The 18,290-nt window shown below is 53.4% G+C and carries 10 protein-coding genes and 1 rRNA gene; 2 read left to right on the plus strand and 9 right to left on the minus strand.

The annotated features are described in order from the left end of the window. From C8N40_RS22900 to C8N40_RS00010, 3 genes are all read right to left on the minus strand, one after another. Nucleotides 1–90, minus strand: a 16S ribosomal RNA gene (locus C8N40_RS22900); the annotation flags it as partial. A gap of 155 nt (nucleotides 91–245) precedes the next feature. Continuing rightward, nucleotides 246–647, minus strand: a complete 402-nt coding sequence (locus tag C8N40_RS00005; RefSeq protein ID WP_108209775.1) for a hypothetical protein — start codon at nucleotides 645–647, stop codon at nucleotides 246–248. Between the two features lie 403 nt (nucleotides 648–1,050). After that, nucleotides 1,051–2,295, minus strand: a complete 1,245-nt coding sequence (locus C8N40_RS00010; RefSeq protein WP_108209776.1) for an NAD(P)-dependent oxidoreductase — start codon at nucleotides 2,293–2,295, stop codon at nucleotides 1,051–1,053. Nucleotides 2,296–2,532: 237 nt separating this feature from the next. Between C8N40_RS00010 and gcvP the strand changes: the two genes are divergently transcribed. Together gcvP and C8N40_RS00020 are read left to right on the plus strand one after the other, a co-directional pair. Continuing rightward, complete coding sequence (gene gcvP / locus C8N40_RS00015) at nucleotides 2,533–5,451, plus strand: aminomethyl-transferring glycine dehydrogenase (RefSeq protein WP_108209777.1); 2,919 nt, start codon at nucleotides 2,533–2,535, stop codon at nucleotides 5,449–5,451. Between the two features lie 357 nt (nucleotides 5,452–5,808). Next, nucleotides 5,809–6,420 (plus strand): DUF4136 domain-containing protein, encoded by a 612-nt coding sequence (locus tag C8N40_RS00020; protein ID WP_108209778.1) that lies wholly within the window; start codon nucleotides 5,809–5,811, stop codon nucleotides 6,418–6,420. Nucleotide 6,421: 1 nt separating this feature from the next. Here the strand turns inward: C8N40_RS00020 and C8N40_RS00025 are convergent, their stop codons facing one another. The 6 genes from C8N40_RS00025 to C8N40_RS00050 form a co-directional block, all read right to left on the minus strand. Continuing rightward, on the minus strand, nucleotides 6,422–8,713 hold the full coding sequence (locus C8N40_RS00025) for a TonB-dependent receptor (protein ID WP_108209779.1): 2,292 nt from the start codon (nucleotides 8,711–8,713) through the stop codon (nucleotides 6,422–6,424). Nucleotides 8,714–8,903: 190 nt separating this feature from the next. Next, entirely contained in the window at nucleotides 8,904–10,889 is a 1,986-nt protein-coding gene (locus C8N40_RS00030; protein ID WP_108209780.1) for an OmpA family protein, read from the minus strand. A 20-nt stretch (nucleotides 10,890–10,909) separates the two neighbouring features. Continuing rightward, the gene (locus C8N40_RS00035) at nucleotides 10,910–11,848 is read right to left on the minus strand and encodes a PorP/SprF family type IX secretion system membrane protein (RefSeq protein ID WP_245904919.1); all 939 of its coding nucleotides are present in this window, start codon (nucleotides 11,846–11,848) and stop codon (nucleotides 10,910–10,912) included. Between the two features lie 23 nt (nucleotides 11,849–11,871). After that, complete coding sequence (locus C8N40_RS00040) at nucleotides 11,872–16,005, minus strand: ice-binding family protein (protein WP_108209781.1); 4,134 nt, start codon at nucleotides 16,003–16,005, stop codon at nucleotides 11,872–11,874. 435 nt (nucleotides 16,006–16,440) lie between these two features. Next, nucleotides 16,441–17,343, minus strand: a complete 903-nt coding sequence (gene lipA, locus C8N40_RS00045) for a lipoyl synthase (protein ID WP_245904920.1) — start codon at nucleotides 17,341–17,343, stop codon at nucleotides 16,441–16,443. A gap of 123 nt (nucleotides 17,344–17,466) precedes the next feature. Beyond that, entirely contained in the window at nucleotides 17,467–18,195 is a 729-nt protein-coding gene (locus tag C8N40_RS00050) for a hypothetical protein (RefSeq protein WP_108209782.1), read from the minus strand. Nucleotides 18,196–18,290 lie beyond the last annotated feature (95 nt).

An 18,290-nucleotide genomic window follows, 5' to 3' on the forward strand; every position in this document is an offset into this window, starting at 1 on the left:
TGAGAACCGAAGTCCTCAGATTCGTTCGACTTGCATGTATTAGGCCTGCCGCTAGCGTTCATCCTGAGCCAGGATCAAACTCTCCATTGTAAGAAAATCTGCGGTAGTAAAACTACCAATGTGTCTGTCCGACCCCGGGCTCCTTTCCCCCTCCCCTAAGGCAGGGGGAGAACCTTAAATCTTTTTCTGTCTCAAGCAATCTCTCAAAGAACCTTGTCAGGGAACTGTCTTCCCTGCGTGCCATCTTAGGCGATGGTGTCTTTCTTATTTCCCTCCAGAGCCGTTCGCTTCGTGGCGGGGTGCAAAGGTCGGAAACTTTTATTTAAGTTCCAAAACTTTTGCCAAACTTTTTTTTCTTTTCTTTTTCTCAGCGCTGCTCGCCGAGGCGCTTCTTTCGAAGCGGGCTGCAAAGGTAAGCAAGCTTTTCCATTCTGCAAGCCTTTTTCAAAACTTTTTTTGCTGACGCTTCCCGTCAGCGGCCTTCCTTCCGGAAGCGAGGACAAAGGTACGAACTCCTTTTTACCCCACAAGCCTTTTTCAAAAAGTTTTTTTCTTTCCTCCCGTAGGCCTCCGCCAGGACGCGAGCCCTGTGTTAAGAACCTCTCTTCAGAAGCGCTCCCGGTTGAAGCGGCTGCAAAGGTACGCAACCTTTCTCAAACCACAAGCAAGAAGCAAAACTTTTTTATTCCGTAAGAACTTCCGCCTTTCGGCTTCACTCCCCACCGCTCCTGCTGAACGGGGAGGCAAAGGTAAGCAGAGTTTTCCCAGATGCAAGGCCTTCCCGCCAAAAAAGATGTTGCCACACCGGATATCACTGATGGTGAGGAGGAAAGTTTTTCCCGGCCTTGCCCTAGCTGCCCCCGGGCGTGAGAAGGAAACACCTCCACAGGCGCCCTTTGTTCCCCCTAGGGCCACAAAAAAGCTTCGGATTGCTCCGAGGCTATACTATACTATACTATACTATACTATACTATACTATACTATACTATACTATACTATACTATACTATACTATACTATACTATACTATACTATACTATACTATACTATACTATACTATCTCCTGCTTCTCCTGATTGCTTGCTGCACTATCGGCGTAATCCTGCAGGTAGCTGAATGGTGTTGTCAGCTTTCCGTTTCTGGCAATGGTGCCGCGCTCCAGCATACCGCCGGCATCCCCGTTGAAGAACTGCGGGAACACGTTATCTATCAGGTGGCGGCCAAAGTCGCGGGAGGCATTGCGCGGTAATTCACAAGGCAGGTTGTCTACGGCCATCACGGTTATATTATCTGGCCTAGAGTATGGCGGCTCCAGTTCTCCTGTTTCGGGGTTGTAATCATAAGCTGGGTCCGGAATGGTAGAAGCGCGCTTGGTAGACGGGATGGAGCCATCCACGTCGCAGGTGATGTCGGCGATGGTATCTATCTTAAAATCTGCCTGGCGCATGTCTTCCTCCGTGAATAGTTTCGGAGCGTTGGGGTCCCAGTAGGCGCAGGCCATCAGTAAATCGGTCACGCAGGTAAACTTGCGGAAGGTACTCTTATATAGATGCGGGTTGGCATAAAAATCCGGCGAGTCCCATACTTCCACATCAGGGCGTGCATTATAGTCGCCGGAGTGCAGTTGAGCATACACCGGCTCTGTGAACTGCTTGTAGAGGTAATCGAATACGCTCACCTTCCGGATGCCCATCTTATCGAGTACTTCCATCGCTCCGCCGGCCACGCGCCCGCCACCGGTTACGGCTATTTTTATCGGCGGCAGTTTCACCTTAAAGTACTCCTCCTGCATGTCCTCCATCTCGTGGCACTGATAGGCGGGCTTCAGGTCGAAGAGCTGGTGCTTTTTGCCATAGGTCAGGATGCCGTTGTAGGCGCCCACGATACCGGCATAGCGCCCGAAGGCCACCACCCGCTGCCCCTGCGGCGTTTTCAGAAGCTCATAGTCTATTAAGGTGATGTTCTTATCCAGCACAGCGCGCAGCAGTTTGGCATTGTGGGGCTGCTTTTTAATAGTATGGGAGAAGAAGAAGTATGTTTTGTTCGGAATCATCTGATCCACCGGCACCTCCTTCACCCCCATCAGCACATCGCAATCACTCAGGTCCCGCTGCAGCGGGATATCGAGTTCCTGATATTCGGCATCGGTAAAACAGCGGATGTCGCTTGGCTGCACCACAATCTCCATCTCCCGGAACTCCTGCAAAGCTTCCACGCATTTCTTTGGCGTGAGGGGCACACGCTTATCCACCGGTACTTTACCTTCTTTAATAATGCCGATCTTCAGTTTACTCATAAGGTTAAGATGTTGAATTGTTGCCGATAAATTTGTGTTAGAGCTTATATACCAAGCAGGCGCCGCCGCTGGTTTTATACTTTATAAATTACTCAGTTGCGCTACCTTAACTATTTAGGTTCGATGCTTCAATATAATAAAGTATTGCTACTTTTGTAGCACAAATCAGGAACTGGCAACAGACCGGCTTCCGAACGAGCTGAAAACTCAAAATTCCAGATTAAATATAACTTCGTTATGATTTTTAAAACTAAACCTGCAGACGTATTTAAGGAGCGCCACAACGGCCCCGATAAAGAGCAAATGCAGGACATGCTGCGCACTATAGGCGTAGAAACCCTGGACCAACTGATTGAGGAGACCGTACCGGCCGCCATTCGCCTGAAGAGGCCTTTGAACCTGCCAGCAGCCCTGACAGAGACAGAGTTCCTGAACCAGTTCTCGCAGATCGCGAAGCAGAATAAAGTATACAAGTCGTACATCGGGCTTGGCTACAACGACACCATCATGCCTCCGGTTATACTTCGTAACATTATGGAGAACCCGGGCTGGTATACAGCTTATACTCCTTACCAGGCTGAGATCGCGCAAGGCCGTCTGGAGGCGCTGATCAACTACCAGACCATGGTGATGGACCTGACCGGCATGGAGATCGCCAACGCGTCGCTGCTGGATGAAGGCACTGCCGCCGCCGAGGCCATGGGCATGTTCTTTGCCCAGCGCAAAGGCAACCGCAAAAACGCCAACCGCTTCTTTGTATCGGATCTGGTATTGCCACAGACGCTGGATGTACTGACTTCGCGCGCTACCCCTATCGGCATTGAGCTGGTAGTAGGCGACCACCGCGAGGTTGACTTCTCTGACGAGACACTTTTTGGCGCCCTGGTGCAGTATCCTGCTGCCGACGGTGCCATTTTTGATTATACAGACTTTATTGCCAAGGCACACGAGCAGGAAGTGTATGTAGCTGTTGCAGCCGATATCCTGTCGCTTACCCTGCTGACACCTCCGGGTGAGATGGGCGCTGATGCCGTGGTGGGCACGACCCAGCGTTTTGGCGTACCAATGGGCTTTGGCGGTCCGCACGCAGGTTACTTTGCCACTAAGGAAGCCTTCAAGCGCGTTATCCCTGGCCGTATCATCGGTATTTCGGTAGATGCCGAAGGCAACAGAGCCTACCGCATGGCCCTGCAGACACGCGAGCAGCACATCCGCCGCGAAAAAGCAACTTCCAACATCTGTACCGCGCAGGTACTGCTGGCCGTAATTGCCGGTATGTATGCCGTTTATCATGGCCCACGCCGTCTGAAGTATATCGGTTTGAACACGCATTCCCTGGCACAGCAACTGGAGAAAGGCCTGAAGGCCTTAGGCTTCGAGCAGCAGAACGAGCAGTACTTCGATACGCTGAAAATTGCCGTGGAAAGCGCCGAACTGAGAGATGCTATCCGTACAGAGGCTGAGGCTGCCGGCATTAACTTCCGCTACTTCGGAGAGAACAACATCGGTATCTCGCTGCACCAGAACACTAACCTGGCAGACGTAAAAGCCATACTTGCCGTGTTTGCCAAAGTGGCTGGCAAATCTGCCGATGTGCTGACTATTAACGAGCTTCCGGGCGAAACAGAAGTAACCTGGGCAGAGGGCCTCATCCGCACAAGCCCATACCTGACGCACGAGGTATTTAACAAGCACCACTCCGAGCATGAGATCCTGCGCTACATGAAGCACCTGGAGAACAAGGATATTTCTTTGGTTCACTCCATGATCTCCCTCGGATCTTGTACCATGAAGCTGAACGCTACGGCCGAGATGATTCCGATTACCTGGCCGGAGATCGGGCAGCTGCACCCCTTCGCGCCTGCTGACCAGACAAAAGGATATCAGCAGATCTTCAAGGACCTGGAAGCGTGGCTATGCGAAATCACGCGTTTTGATGCCGTATCGCTGCAGCCTAACTCCGGTGCGCAGGGCGAGTACGCCGGCCTGATGGTGATCCGTGCTTACCACGAGTCACGCGGCGATCATCACCGCAACGTAGCACTTATCCCCTCTTCTGCCCACGGCACCAACCCGGCTTCGGCGGTAATGGCCGGCATGAGAGTGGTGATTGTGAAGTGCGACGAGAAAGGTAATATTGATGTGGCAGACCTGCGCGCTAAGGCAGAGCAGTATAAAAATGAGCTGTCTTGCCTGATGGTAACGTATCCGTCTACACACGGTGTGTATGAGGAGAGCATTGTGGAAATCTGCCAGACCATTCACGATAACGGCGGCCGTGTATACATGGATGGTGCTAACATGAACGCCCAGGTAGGTTTAACTTCTCCGGCCCACATCGGTGCCGACGTGTGCCACCTGAACCTGCACAAGACCTTCTGCATTCCTCACGGTGGCGGTGGTCCTGGCATGGGCCCAATCGGTGTGGTAAAAGACCTGGCTCCGTTCCTGCCTGGCCACGCTGTAGTTGACTTAGGTCGCAAAGATGCGATTCATGCGGTTTCGGCTGCGCCTTGGGGTTCTGCTTCTATCCTGCCGATATCTTACGCTTACATTGCCATGATGGGCGGCGATGGCCTGACAGAGGCTACCAAGTTTGCTATCCTGAACGCCAACTATATCAAAGCGCGCCTGGAGAAGCATTACCCTGTACTTTACGTTGGCTCTAATGGCCGCTGCGCGCACGAGATGATCCTCGATTGCCGTGAGTTCAAGAAGTATGGCGTAGAGGTGGAGGATATCGCCAAGCGCTTGATGGACTATGGTTTCCACGCGCCAACGGTATCGTTCCCGGTAGCGGGCACGCTGATGGTAGAGCCAACCGAGTCTGAGGCACAGGAAGAACTGGACCGCTTCTGCGACGTGATGATCTCTATCCGTGAGGAAATCCGTGAGATTGAGCAGGGCAAGGCGGATCAGAAGAACAACGTGCTGAAGAATGCGCCGCATACGCAGAAAGTAGTGCTGGTAGAGAACTGGGAAAGACCATATACCCGCGCGAAGGCGGTGTTCCCAATGGCTTACCTGCGCGACAACAAAGTATGGCCAACCGTTAGCCGCATCGACAGCGCGTACGGCGACCGTAACCTGGTTTGCTCCTGCGCCCCAATCGAGGCTTACAACGAAACAGGAAATGAGATGGTAGCCATCGGCTAACCCACTCCTGATTTATACTTCAAAAGCCCGGCCCGCATGGCCGGGCTTTTTTGTTGCCCATACTTATACCCCTACGTATTCATTTATGCGCAACGGACTTGCCATGTAGCGTGAACTCCCCTCCTTGGAGGGGCCAGGGGTGGGTTTGATAGCAAAATAATGGCAGCTGCGCACAATTAACCTGATAGTGGTACTATACTTTTAGCGGCTATAGCAGGTAAATAAGTTTAAACTTCACTCCACCACCCACTATATATAATATTTTATACATATATTTACATCCTACTTCTTTTACTTACTTTTTAGGCAACAACACAGCGTTTAAGTTGTACTACTGATAAGACTATTTATACCGCTATGAAGAATTCTGGCCTGCTTTATACTTTGTTCCTGCTGTCTTTGGTGTTGGTTAGTTGCTCGGGCATTCCTCAGTCAAGTAACGCGTATACGTACAATATCTCTGTTGACTTTGCGAAGTTCCGTAGTTACGGCTGGTATAACGCGGAGGTGCCCAAACCACGAGCCGGTGGCGCGGGCCCGCAGTTTAACGTGTTGCTGGACGAGCGGGTGCGGGAAGCGGTGGCGAGCGAACTCTTCAGGGACGGTTTGCAGCTTGATGCGGAAAAGCCCGATATCCTGGTGGCCTACGACCTGGCGGTAGACTCGAGCCAGGTGCCCGGCGCAGAGTACACTTTCCCGGAGGGTTTTGGCTATGGCTATAGCTACTGGTTCGGTTATCGCTTTCGTTACAGCACCGCCGGGCTGCCCAACTACAGGCCCGTTCAGCAATACCCGGCCGGCTCCCTCATCATCGACCTCATCGACCCAAACACAAACCAACTCATCTGGCGCGGCACCAAGGAAGCCGGCATCAACCCAACTTCGCAGGACCTGCAGCGCATCAACCTGGCCGTGGCCGATATCATGGCGCAGTTTCCGCCCAACCCGGTGGACAGAAGAAACCGCTAGGCTATAACGTATACTTCAGGCTGAGGCCGCCGTAGTAGTTGCGGCCCGGCGCCGGCTGAAAGAAGCGCCCGCCAAAAGCGTTGAGATCGTTGCCCAGGCTATACTTTGTATCGGCCACATTATCCACACCACTAAACACCTCCAGTCCGAAGTGCTGCCCCAGCTGCCGCTTTATTCCCAATCTTGCGCCGGCTACCAGGTAGCTGCCGGCGTACACGGTGTTCTCATCGTTCAGGGGAGTCTCGTCAGCGTAGTTGGCCGTCAGGTTGAAGTATAAACCAAAGCGCGTGTGTAGGTCCAGCCCGGCGGTGGCGGCATGCGGAGCCACGCCCGTGAGTTTGTTGCCGGAGTAATCACTCTCGTTTTGCTGATAGGTATCGAAGCGGAAATGGCTGAAGGTATAACTCGTCCATACTTTGAGCTGGCTCATTGGCCGCTCCGGATCATCAATCAAAGTATAGGCTATACTTGTCTCAACGCCTTTTTGGTCGGTGCTGCCCACATTCCGGAAAACGGCTACACTCGACACATCCTGCCGGCTCACAATCGTTTCCCTCAGGTTGAAGTAGAAGCCCACCACATCAAAGCTCAGCCTGCCGTTCAGGGCAAAGCCTCTTATGCCTGCCTCATAGTTCACCCCTTTTTCCGCCTCCAGCTCCTCGTTCAGCTGGCCGTCGGAGGTCAAAATCTCTTCCTCGGTAGGTGGCGAGAAGCCGGAGCTGACGCTGGCATGCACACTCAGCTGCTCTGTCAGCTGCTTGAGCAGGGCGACTCTGGGCGAGAGCACCGCCTCAAAGTCGCGGTTATACTTGTAGTTGCCGCTGCCTACGTGGTGCAGGCGCGTGATATCATACCTGGTGTCGTTCAGGCTAAGTGCTGCCGTGGCGATAAAGTTTGCCGGAAGCTCCAGCTCCGCCTGTGCAAAGGCAAAACCTGACTTGGCCACCACCTCATCGTCGGTGCGGAGATCGCCGGCGGTGCCGCCGTTGTTGTCGTAGGTGCGGGCTGCCTCAAATCCTCGTTGAAACTCCCCTCCTGCCGTAAAGGTGGCCCCTATACTTCCGAGTTGGGTATTGTAGGCAAAACTGGTGCGCCCACCGATTTCCTGGTTCGTGTTGCGCTCATAGTCGGTGTTAAAGGGATGGTTGCGGAAGCGGTGCATGCCGTAAAGCGAGGTGGTGTTGCGCAGGCGCTCGCTAAAGGTATACTCCTGCTTCAGCCCCACATTCACGCTTTCCTGATTCATGGAGGCATTCTGTGCCACGCTGCCGAACATGCCACCCCGCGCCTGGCGTGGGTCCTGCTCGTACTGCTCCTGCGTTAGCCCGCCCGGCAGCTCATAGTATAAATCCGAGTAAATAAGGTTGGCAGAAAGTATGCGCCTGTCGGAAGGTCGGAACTCGGAGCTCAGCAGCAGCACCTCCCGGTCTACCGCCGACTGTTGCCGGTGGCCATCATATTCCTGCCTGGCGTACTGCACCAGAAAATTGCTTTTCTCCCCTCCCACGCGCGCCGTGGCCGTATAGCGCCTCAGCCCATAGGAACCCGCCATCGCCCCCACTTCCAGCGACTGCTCCCCGGCCGCCGCCCGGCGCGGCACCAGCAGCACGGTGCCGCCGGTGCCTGCCCCGTATAGGCTACCTGTCGGGCCTTTCAGGATTTCTATACTTCCAATGTTAGCCGCATCCATCAGGTTAAGTGCCGTGGTGCCGTTGGCCTCGGTAAAAGGGATGCCGTCGTAGTAGAGCTTCACGTTCCGGATACCATAAGGCGAGCGCAAGGCACTGCCGCGGATGGAGATGCGGTAACTGGCCGGCGCCCGCTCCTCCATCCGCACGCCCGGCACCGTGTTTACCGCCCGCACCAAGGAGCTTTCATCGAACCGCTCTATCACGTCCCGGTCTATGATACTTATCGCACCGGCTGTTTGCAGCAGTGGTCGGTTGGTTTCATAGCCTGTTATCACCACCTCCTGCAGGTTGGCCGCACCCGGCTCTAGCAGCACCCGCAGCTCCTGACCGGCACGCGGGTTCGAAATCACCTCCGTCTTATAACCAATGAAGCTGAAGACGAGGCGCGCGGGCACCGTGGAGGTGGCCAGGCTAAAGTAGCCGTTCTCGTTGCTGATGCCCTGCTCGCCGGAGCTGGCTGTAACCGTTACACCGGGCAGCGGCTGTCCGGTATCGGCGCGAAGCACAGTTCCGGTGTATAGCTCCTGCGCCAGCAGCACCTGGGGAAAGATCAGCAGCAAAAGTATAAGGAGGAAAGTATGCGTATGGCGGAATAAGATCATGAGGTAAAGCAATGGTCAGTGTGAGAACGGTTGAAAGAGCCTAAAGTTTAAGGACGGCCCTCTGCAAATTAGTGCTTTTATACTTTGTTTCCGCTGCCATACTTCTCCAGGCCCCTAAAAGATAAAAGGCTCCACAGAAACCGCAGAGCCTTTCCAAACTATGAAAGCTAATGAGAATTTAAATCATACTTTAGTTTTTCTTGATAGTGAACTCGGTACGGCGGTTTTTCTGGTGCTCCTCCTCCGGGCACTCCACTCCGTCAGCACACTTGTTCACTAATCTTGTTTTGCCGTAGCCTTTTGCCGTCAGGCGGTTACGCTCTATGCCTTTAGATACCAGGTAATCCACCGCAGCCTGTGCCCTTCGCTCCGAAAGCAGCTGGTTATACTTGTGGCTTTCGCGGCTATCGGTGTGCGAGCCCATCTCAATCTCCACAGCCGGGTTGTTCTTCAGCAGCGTCACCAGTTTGTCCAGCTCCTTGGCCGCATCCGGACGAATATCCCACTTATCCAGGTCGTAGTAGATGTTCTCCAGCACGATGGCTTTTTCTACTTCGTTCTTGTCAAACAGCAGTGCCACCTGCACCGTATCCGGAGCCGTATCCGGTATAGCTATACTTGATACCATTTTCAGGAAGCCGATTTTGGAGCCTGCAAACGTATAGGCGTTGCCGGCACGGGCGTCTACAAAACTCTGTGCCTTCTCATCTGTAATAACCACCGTAGAATCTTTTGAGTTCTGTTGGCTCATCAGAATTCTTGTGTTAGGCAGCGGATCCTGCACTGTTTGCTTTAATTTGTTCTGATAACGGCCTAACGTGGTGATAGCCAGCACTACCGGCTTCTTCAGGATGTTAAAGGAATAGATGTCTTCCGTGCCGTTCTGCGAGTCGCGGTTAGAGGAAAGCAGACCACGCTTGCCAGGCTCGGTGAACATAATGCCGTAGTCGTTCTGCGGCGTATTAATCGGGTAGCCCAGGTTTTTAACCGTGCGCCAATTGCCTCGCTCGCCCTCTGCCGAGAAGATATCCAGGCCGCCCATGCCCACGTGGCCATCAGAGGCAAAGTATAACTTGCCGTCGGCGTCTACATACGGGAAGCTTTCGCGGCCGCTGGTGTTAATAACCGGACCAGCATTCACGGGCGCCCCCCAGCTTCCGTCAGCTTTGCGCAGGCTGTAGTAAATATCCGTGTCGCCCAGGCTTCCCGGCATATCGGACACAAAGTATAACACTTGCCCGTCAGGCGAGATGGCTGGATGCCCTACCGAGTACTCCTCTACCTTGTTATATTCGAATGGCTGGATATTGGTCCAGTTGCCGCCCTGCCTGTCGGCAGAGTAGATCTCCAGTCGGTTGATCAGGTTCTGGTTCTCGTTCTTCTCCACCCAGCTGGTAGGGTCTGCGTTCACGTTGCCCAGCGCAGGCACCATCTTAGTGCGGGTAAAGTATAGCTTGCCTCCTTCTTTTGCCGCAGAGGCCGTCGCGTTATGGAAATCTGAGTTGATAACATCCTGCAGCGGCTGTGGCCTGCCGTAGGTGCCTTCGCTTATCTCCTGCGCAATAAATAGCTGCAGGTAGGGGCGGCCGGTCCAGCCGTATACTTTCGGGTCTTTGCCATCTTTGCTTACGCCCCTGTCAGAAGTGAAAATGATGCCGTTGTTGCCGTAAGCCGCAGGGCTGAAATCGGATGCCCCGGGCACGCTCAGTCCGGTTAACTGGGTTACTTCGGCCACAGCCGGTTGCTTCATCAGGCGCAGCGAGAGGTCTGTGGCCTCCATCAGTTGCTGGGCACGGTCGGCATGCTCGGGCATTTCCTCACCCCACAACATGTACTGCTCTTTGGCCTCCTGGTATTTGCCGTTGCTTCGCAGAGCCTCCGCAAAGTAAAACAGGTTCATCGGCGGGCGACCGGGCATCGCCACCACTTTGCTGTACCATAGCTCAGCCTCCTGGTTCTGGCGCGTGAGGCGATAGGCCGTGGCGATGCGCTCTACCGTAGGCAAATCTGGCTTGCGTTTCTGGATAGCCTCTTTGTAAACTGGCAAGGCCAGGGCAAACTCGTAATTCTCGAAGTGTTTATCTGCCTTTTTCAGCGAAGACTGGCCTTGCACAGCTGGTGAAAAGCCCAGCAGAGCGGCCACTGCTACGAATAAGGGTATATTTTTAAGTCTCATATAGTAAGAAGCGCTAAGGGTTAAAAGTACTGCGGTGTCAGCATTTTGGTCTCTTTCTTACGGAAGAAGTAGTACCCCACCGACACCTCGTGGGTGCTCTGGTTGCTGTACCCGTTCAGCATTTTGTCATAAGAATAGCCCAGGCGAAGCTGCTTGAGCACCTGCACCTCCCCGATAAAGGCCACAGCCGTGCGTTTTTCCACATTTCCCATCTCAGCCGTGTTGAAAACGTTCATGCTGGTGCGGTACGAGCTTCCCAGCCACAAGCGGTCGCCTAAAAGTATAAAGGCGTTCACGTCCATATTCGTCGGTGCATGGAAATCCTCCTTCACTAGCACGCTAGGCTTGAGCTTCACGAAAGGGCTCACGTCAAACACATAACCGGCGGTAAAGAAGTAGTGCGGGTTCGGCTCTACCTGCTCCATGTCCTTAAACTGCAGCAGCTCCGTTGCTGAGAAGCCAGCGTAGAAGTTACGGGTATGGAAATAGGCACCCACCTTCACGTCAGGCTTTATGGTCGTTTCCTTACCAGTCGGGATGGTCGGGTCGTCGACGATGCCGAACTTGCTGCCATCCACCATGTGCTGCACCAGGCCAGGCGCCAGGCCCAGGCTGAAGATGGCGTTCTCGCTCACCTGCAGCTTCACGGCGATGTTGCCGTAAAGGCTGGTGGTGCTGTGGGCTCCAATCTCATCGCGGGTAACGTTTGCGCCCACCCCGAGCCTATCGTTTGCCATCACCCCATCCACTGCCAGCGACTGGGTGCTAGGGGCACCTTCCACGCCCGTCCACTGCGAGCGATGAAAGGCGTTAACGTTCAGCACGTTCTTGCTACCCGTGTAAGCCGGGTTAATGCTCATGCTGTTAAATATATACTGTGAGTACTGCGGGTTTTGCTGCGCGTGTGCGGCCGAGGTAAGCAACAAGGCCAGCAACAGGTAACATATTCTCATTTTCATCTGGATTACTAAATTTTTAGCTACTACCTGAAGATGGTGGTGTAGCCGGTATACTCTTTCACTACGCCGTCACATAATGTCACCCTTACCTTGTAGAAGTAAGTACCTTGCTCCAGTCCTTTGCCATTCCAGTTGTTCTGGTAGCCTTTGGTTTTGTACACCTCAGATCCCCAGCGGTTGAAAATAGTCACCTCGTTGGTCGGGAATTTCTCCAGGTTACGGATATGCCAGTTGTCGTTCTTACCGTCGCCGTTCGGGCTGAAGGCTTTCGGGAAGTCCAGGTTACCGTCGGCTTTGGCGGCATCTACCGGGGCTGAGGCTTCCATGCTGCTGCAAGGGCCGTTGTCGGCCACCACGGTTACTGTGCCCTGCAGGTCTGGCCTGTCGGCCTTCACCTTAATAGAGGTGGTGCCCTGACCGGAGGTGATGGTGAAACCGCTGCTTACCGTCCAGGTATAGCCTGTGGCGCCTGCTACCGGCTCAATGGAGAACACAAGTCCATCGCACACGTTGCTCTTGTCGGCTATCTGGCCCGGCGTTACCGGCGGTGTGAAGACCACGATATCGAACTTACCTTCTGAAGTGCCGCAGCTGTTGGTACCCACTACGGTGATAGCACCTGATGCAGAGCCAGCATTTACTGTTACAGTGGTACCTGTATTGCCGCCTTCGAAGCTCCAGCCCTGTGGCAGCGACCAAGTATAGGTAGCGCCTTCCTCAGCGTTAGAGATAGTATAAGTGAGTTGCTGTGTATACTCGCATACATCGCGGTTGCCTGCAACAGCCGGAGCGGCAGGTGCAAGTGCAGGGGCTACTGCCTTGGTTGCTTCGGCACCCAGACCGCACTCGTTTCTCACCGCTACCTTGATATTCCCGGCCTTATCGCCCACCACCACTACGATGCTGGTCGTGTTCTGGCCTGACTTCAGTTTCCAGGTTTCCGGCACGCTCCACTGGTAACCGGTCGCTCCGCTTACGGCTGGTATCGTATAAGTAAGCTCTGCACCGATACAGGCGCCGTTGCTGCCGCTGATGGCCGGGGCTGCCAGCACATCATTTACCGCAACATCCAGAGAGGCTGCCTGCACACTGCTGCCGCACGCGTTCGCAGCTTTAGCACTTACTTTGCCGCCGGCGTTGCCCACCGTTACGGTTACCGTTCTTTCGTTCTCACCTGCTACGACTACCCAGCCTGCCGGGAAAGTCCAGCTATAGGAAGTCGCCCCTGTTACGGCTGTGGCGGTGTAGGTCTGCTGTGAGCCAGCGCATACTTTAGATGCACCGCTTATACTGGCTGGCGCCTGCGGCAGCGGGTTAATACCAATCATTTTAGGGGCTTTAACAGTGAAGCAGCCATTGCTAACTTCCAGCGTCAGGGTACCGCCCGTGCTTGATGCGCTTACCTCTACACTTGCAGCGCTAGGGTCGGAGGTGATGGTTAAGCCACCGTTCGCAGTCCATTTGTAAGTAACCGCGCCTTCATAGGCCGGCGCTGTGTACACATTGCCTGTGCTGTTCTGGCACACGTTGCTTTCACCAGAGATAGTCGGCGTGGTCAGCATCGGCGTTACCACTACTTCTTTAGAGATAGTCAGCGTGTTGCCACAGAAGTCGGTAACAGTTACAGATACAGCACCATTGGCAGCACCCGCTCTTACAACTACCTTATTTCCAGCCTGCGATACAATTTGTAGGCCTCCGGATACAGCGAATTTATACTCGGCACCTGGAAGCACCTTCGCCATAAACTCAATTGTTTCGTTCTGGCAGGCGGTCTCTTTTCCTGTCAGGGTAAAGTTGTCGATGGTTGGTGCCTCGTTAACTTTAATCTTTCTGGTGAATGCTTCGCTGCTGCCGCACGCGTTGTTGGCTTTCACACTAACCTCTTTCTCCCCGCTTGTCCCGCCAACCACAACGGTTACCTCTCTGGCATCGGTGGCGGAACCTGGTGCGAACTGCCATCCTTCCGGCAATACCCAGGTATAGCTGGTGGCGCCTGCTACGGCGGTTGTGCTCAGCTTAAGCTGCTTGCTGGCGCATACGTCCATATCCCCGAGAATGGCTGTTGGCGCAGCAGGTGCCGGTGTCACTTTGATAGCTTTCGTTTTCGTGCTGCTAAAGCCACAGCTGTTGGTTACTTTCAGGGTTACGGTGCCGCCCAGCAAGCTGCCTTCTTTCGCCTTCACCCCTACGCTGGCGCCGTTGCTGGCTCCAACAATCTCCAGGTTTGCAGTTACCGTCCACTCATAGGTCAGCGTTTCTGCTGATTCGCCTGCGGCCAGCGTAAGAGTGCCGTTAAAACATACCGCGTCGTTTCCGGTGATGGCTGGCGCTACCGGTGCTCCGGTAACGTTAACAACCACCTCCGCGCTTGCCGTCTTGCCGCACTGGTCCTTAACAGTAACCTTTACTGTCTGGTTGCCACTGGCCGGGCCTGCATTTACTACTATTTGCTTGCTGTTTCTGTCAGAGCCTGCCGCGAAGCTCCAGCCCAACGGCAGCTGCCAGGTATAAGTACCGCCAATCACTTCCGACGCGGCGGTAAAGGTCAGGTTTGTGGCGCTGGCACAAACCGACGCTGGCGCCGTCTGGATGGCTACCGCCAGCTCAGGGTTACACTTCACCTCTGGTATTACCACATCATCCTCATCGTTGTCCGGGTCAGAGTCTTCATAATCTCCAGGGTTTGTTGGATTTCCCGGGTTATTCGGATCAGTTGGATCGCCTGGGTTGTTTGGATCGGTCGGATTTGTAGGATCGGTCGGTTTTGTAGGATCTGTTGGAACGACATCCTTGGCAATGATGCTAACGATGTTTCTGATCTCGCCTGGCTTTACAATTCTGGCCCTGATGGTAAGCGTAACGGTCGAGTTTCCGGCAACAGACGGCACATAGAAAACACCAGCCAGGTGATTATACACGCCAGCGCTAGCTGTATAGCTTACAAACTCCAGGCCTTGTGGCAGCCTCTCCCTTACATACACATGCTCCTCAGCCTTGTCTGCGTAGTTTTTCAGCGTGATCCTGTAATCTACAAAGTCGCCAACGTAGTATGTTTGCTTTGGATCGATCAGTTGCTTGGTTACGCCCAGGTCTGGTAGCACCACCTCTGCCTCGTCCTCATCATCATCCGGAATTGGGTCCGGGTTATCGCCAATAATAATTACCTTATTTTTGATGTTACCTGTGCTGACTATCTCAAACTCCAGCTTCAGGACTTCGGTGGGGCCCACCTTCATGTCACCAATAAACCACTGATGGGCTACCGGATCGTATGTGCCTCTGGTAGCGGAGATAACCCTTACAAACCGAAGCCCTGCCGGTATCTCTTCGTTTACCATCACGTGCATGGCCTCGCCCAACCCTCTGTTGGTGGCCTCTATCGTATAGGTAACCTTAGCGCCCAGCGTCACCTCGCTGTACTCCACATCCTTCTTCACCTCCAGGTTGGTCTCTACGATGATCGGCATGGCCGTGGAGTTTTCGTCGAAGTATATAGTGCCTCCAAGCGAGAAAGCACGGCCTACCAACGCCGCTCTGTTATGGAAGGTGATGTCTCCTGTGGCAATGATGTTACCCTGGAAAGAGCTACCGGCCCCAATTGTGGCGGAGCCATTTATAATCCAGTAAACGTTTTTGGCGGAGGCACCCATGTCCGAAAACTGGATACTGCCGCTGTTGGAGATAAAGTCGCCGTCTATAACGAAGATGAATTTAGAGTTGATATCCCCCTGGCCGTCGAGCCGCAGGGTACCATTAAGCAGCGTGTTGGTGCTGAACCTGTGAATGCCCGGGCCAACCGAGTTGTTGTTTCCCAGCTCATGGTTGGGGGCATACTCTAGGGTTGGAACCAGGGCTCGCAGTTCGTTGTAGATTCTGCTGGCATTTTCCATGCCTGCTTTGGCCAGCTCTGTGTTGCGTTCTTTTCTGCCGAGCACATCGGCAAACTGTTCGCCCTCGATGGTCCTGTTAGGGCTAACGCCAATATTGCCCTGGATCTTGGTTATCCCGGGCCCCTTGAACACAATCTTCTTGTTGGCTAGCGCCGAAAAAGTAGTTGCCCGGCCAAGGTTAATGTCTATGCCCGGCTCCTGCGCCAGGCCAAGGGTGATACTGCCAGTCAGTAAAAGAAAGGTCAGCAGTAGATGTTTAATCATAAAACTTAGAAATAACTGTATATAACGTCACTTACATATCCATAGATAGGGCTATATCTATCCTACCTTCTTTTACTTGAATGGCTGAAAATTGTTGCTAACAAAACAATTAATTCATTATATATTTATATAAAAATATTAAATGAAAGGAATAGCCTGCCCGCATGAGCCTCGTCAAAGCCGGTAAAAAATGTTGGGGGTAATCAGTGCAAATAGAACTGCATTAAAGAGAAAAGTAAAGTTGTTTACATAGGCATAGTACACAGGATTTCGCCGATAAAATTACATTACACAACAGTATTTTCAAATATATTTGAATATTTTTATCAAAATATAAGATAAATGCAATTTTATGATTACCCCAAAATGAAGCAATAAAAAATGCCCCTGCTGCAAATTTGTGCAACAGGGGCATTTTCTATTATTGTTATGCCTTTAAACGTTTACGTGGCGCTCGGCGTGATATGAAGATCGTACTAATGGACCGGATTCCACATACTTTATGCCGCGTCTCAGGCCCTCCTCGCGGTAGTGGTCGAACAAATCAGGGTGTATGAACTCGGCTACCTCTATGTGGAGCTTGGTTGGCTGCAGGTACTGGCCCAGCGTCAGAATGTCGCAGCCATGGGCGGCCAGATCATCCATCGCCTGGTATACTTGCTCGCGTGTTTCGCCAAGGCCCAGCATGATACCGGTTTTGGTGCGCTTGCCATACTCTTTGGTGCGGCGGATCTGCTCCAGCGAGCGCTCATACTTGGCCTGCGGACGCACGCGGCGGTAGAGGTCCTTCACCGTTTCCATGTTGTGCGACACGACCTCCTGGCCTGCCGAGATCATCGTGATCAGGGCCTCCCAGGTGCCTTTCACATCCGGGATAAGCGTTTCGATGGTGGTGCTGGGCGAGAGTAGCTTTACCTGCTTCACTGTCTCGTGCCAGATAGCGGCGCCGCGGTCTTTGAGCTCATCGCGGTTCACCGAGGTGATCACGGCGTGCTTTACCCCCATCAGTTGTATGGCCTCCGCTACGCGGCGCGGCTCGTCTTCGTCATACTCGTTGGGACGGCCGGTGGCCACAGCGCAGAAGGAGCAGCTGCGGGTACACACATTACCAAGGATCATGAAAGTAGCGGTGCCTGCACCCCAGCACTCACCCATGTTGGGGCAGTTGCCGCTCTCGCAGATGGTGTGCAGTTTATATTCGTCTACTATGCTTCTTACTTTGGTGTATTCCTTCCCAACCGGCAGTTTCACGCGCAGCCAGTTTGGCTTGCGGGGCTGGCCTAACGCATTAAGTCCCTCGGGCTTGGCGTTTGGCTGAATTACCGGAAGTGTCATCATTTCATCCATGCTGCAAAGATAGGAAGTTATGGCTTAAGAGTTTAACCACAGGTCAAAAATGTAAAGCCTATGGAAGATATGACTCTCTAACAAGCCGGTGGCAGCAAATGTTCTGCAGGAGGTTTACTTTCGGCTACCGTAGAACAGGTTCAGGTAAACCGAGGTGAAGGTGTTGTTGTTCTCGGCCAGCGGAATGATGACAGGCGTGCTCGGGAAATACTCTATCGCCACCCCTACTTCTATGCCGGCTATACTTTCGCGGTAGCGGCCATACTCAAAGCTCAGGCCTGCCCTGGCGTGCAGCCCCGGCTTAAACTTGGTTTGCCCCAGGCCGCGGAACACGGTGTCACTTCCCAGAATATAGTCGGTATTGGTGTGGATAGTCTCGTCGTAGGGCACGGTGCGCACATCGTTGGTGGTGCCGTCGTAGCTGTAGTCAATATAATATGGTACGAGCAGGCCGAGAGAAGGGCCAACGGCACCCAGCGCGTTTACCTGCACCCCGGACTCAGCGGCTTTACGGAAAAGCACCAGCTCGCGCCCGTAGTGCGGCCTTATCACAAAAAAGTAATTCTTCTTGCCATACACGAAGGGCTCGCCCACATAGTTCAGGTAGCGCTCCTCCTTCGGGTGCTTTATCTCCACAATCTCGATGCCCCCGAACTGGTACATGTTCTTGCTCATGTAAAACGAGGAGCGCACAAAGGCTCCGCCAATCAGGCCGCCGTTAGAGTTGAAGTTAATGCCGTAGCTTGTCTCCCGCTCGAAGCTTTCATCCTCCTCGCTTTGGGCAACAGCAGGGGCAACCGCCAGAAGCGCAGCCACCAGTATGCATGTCAGAAATCTTATCACGGAGCTTGTGGTTTCAGATGGTATAAAAGTACACAGATTTACGTGTATTTCAAACTAAGGATATATGCAACCGGCACCTACCGCTGTTGTCCTCA

It is taken from the genome of Pontibacter mucosus (assembly GCF_003054055.1).
In the GTDB taxonomy this organism is placed as follows: Bacteria; Bacteroidota; Bacteroidia; order Cytophagales; family Hymenobacteraceae; genus Pontibacter; species Pontibacter mucosus.

What these genes read in the sequence shown, in the direction of transcription:
- C8N40_RS00010 (WP_108209776.1), bottom strand. Translation starts at nt 2,295, where the DNA reads ATGAGTAAACTGAAGATCGGCATTATTAAAGAAGGTAAAGTACCGGTG.
- gcvP (WP_108209777.1), top strand. Translation starts at nt 2,533, where the DNA reads ATGATTTTTAAAACTAAACCTGCAGACGTATTTAAGGAGCGCCACAAC.
- C8N40_RS00020 (WP_108209778.1), top strand. Translation starts at nt 5,809, where the DNA reads ATGAAGAATTCTGGCCTGCTTTATACTTTGTTCCTGCTGTCTTTGGTG.
- C8N40_RS00025 (WP_108209779.1), bottom strand. Translation starts at nt 8,713, where the DNA reads ATGATCTTATTCCGCCATACGCATACTTTCCTCCTTATACTTTTGCTG.
- C8N40_RS00030 (WP_108209780.1), bottom strand. Translation starts at nt 10,889, where the DNA reads ATGAGACTTAAAAATATACCCTTATTCGTAGCAGTGGCCGCTCTGCTG.
- C8N40_RS00035 (WP_245904919.1), bottom strand. Translation starts at nt 11,848, where the DNA reads ATGAAAATGAGAATATGTTACCTGTTGCTGGCCTTGTTGCTTACCTCG.
- C8N40_RS00040 (WP_108209781.1), bottom strand. Translation starts at nt 16,005, where the DNA reads ATGATTAAACATCTACTGCTGACCTTTCTTTTACTGACTGGCAGTATC.
- lipA (WP_245904920.1), bottom strand. Translation starts at nt 17,343, where the DNA reads ATGATGACACTTCCGGTAATTCAGCCAAACGCCAAGCCCGAGGGACTT.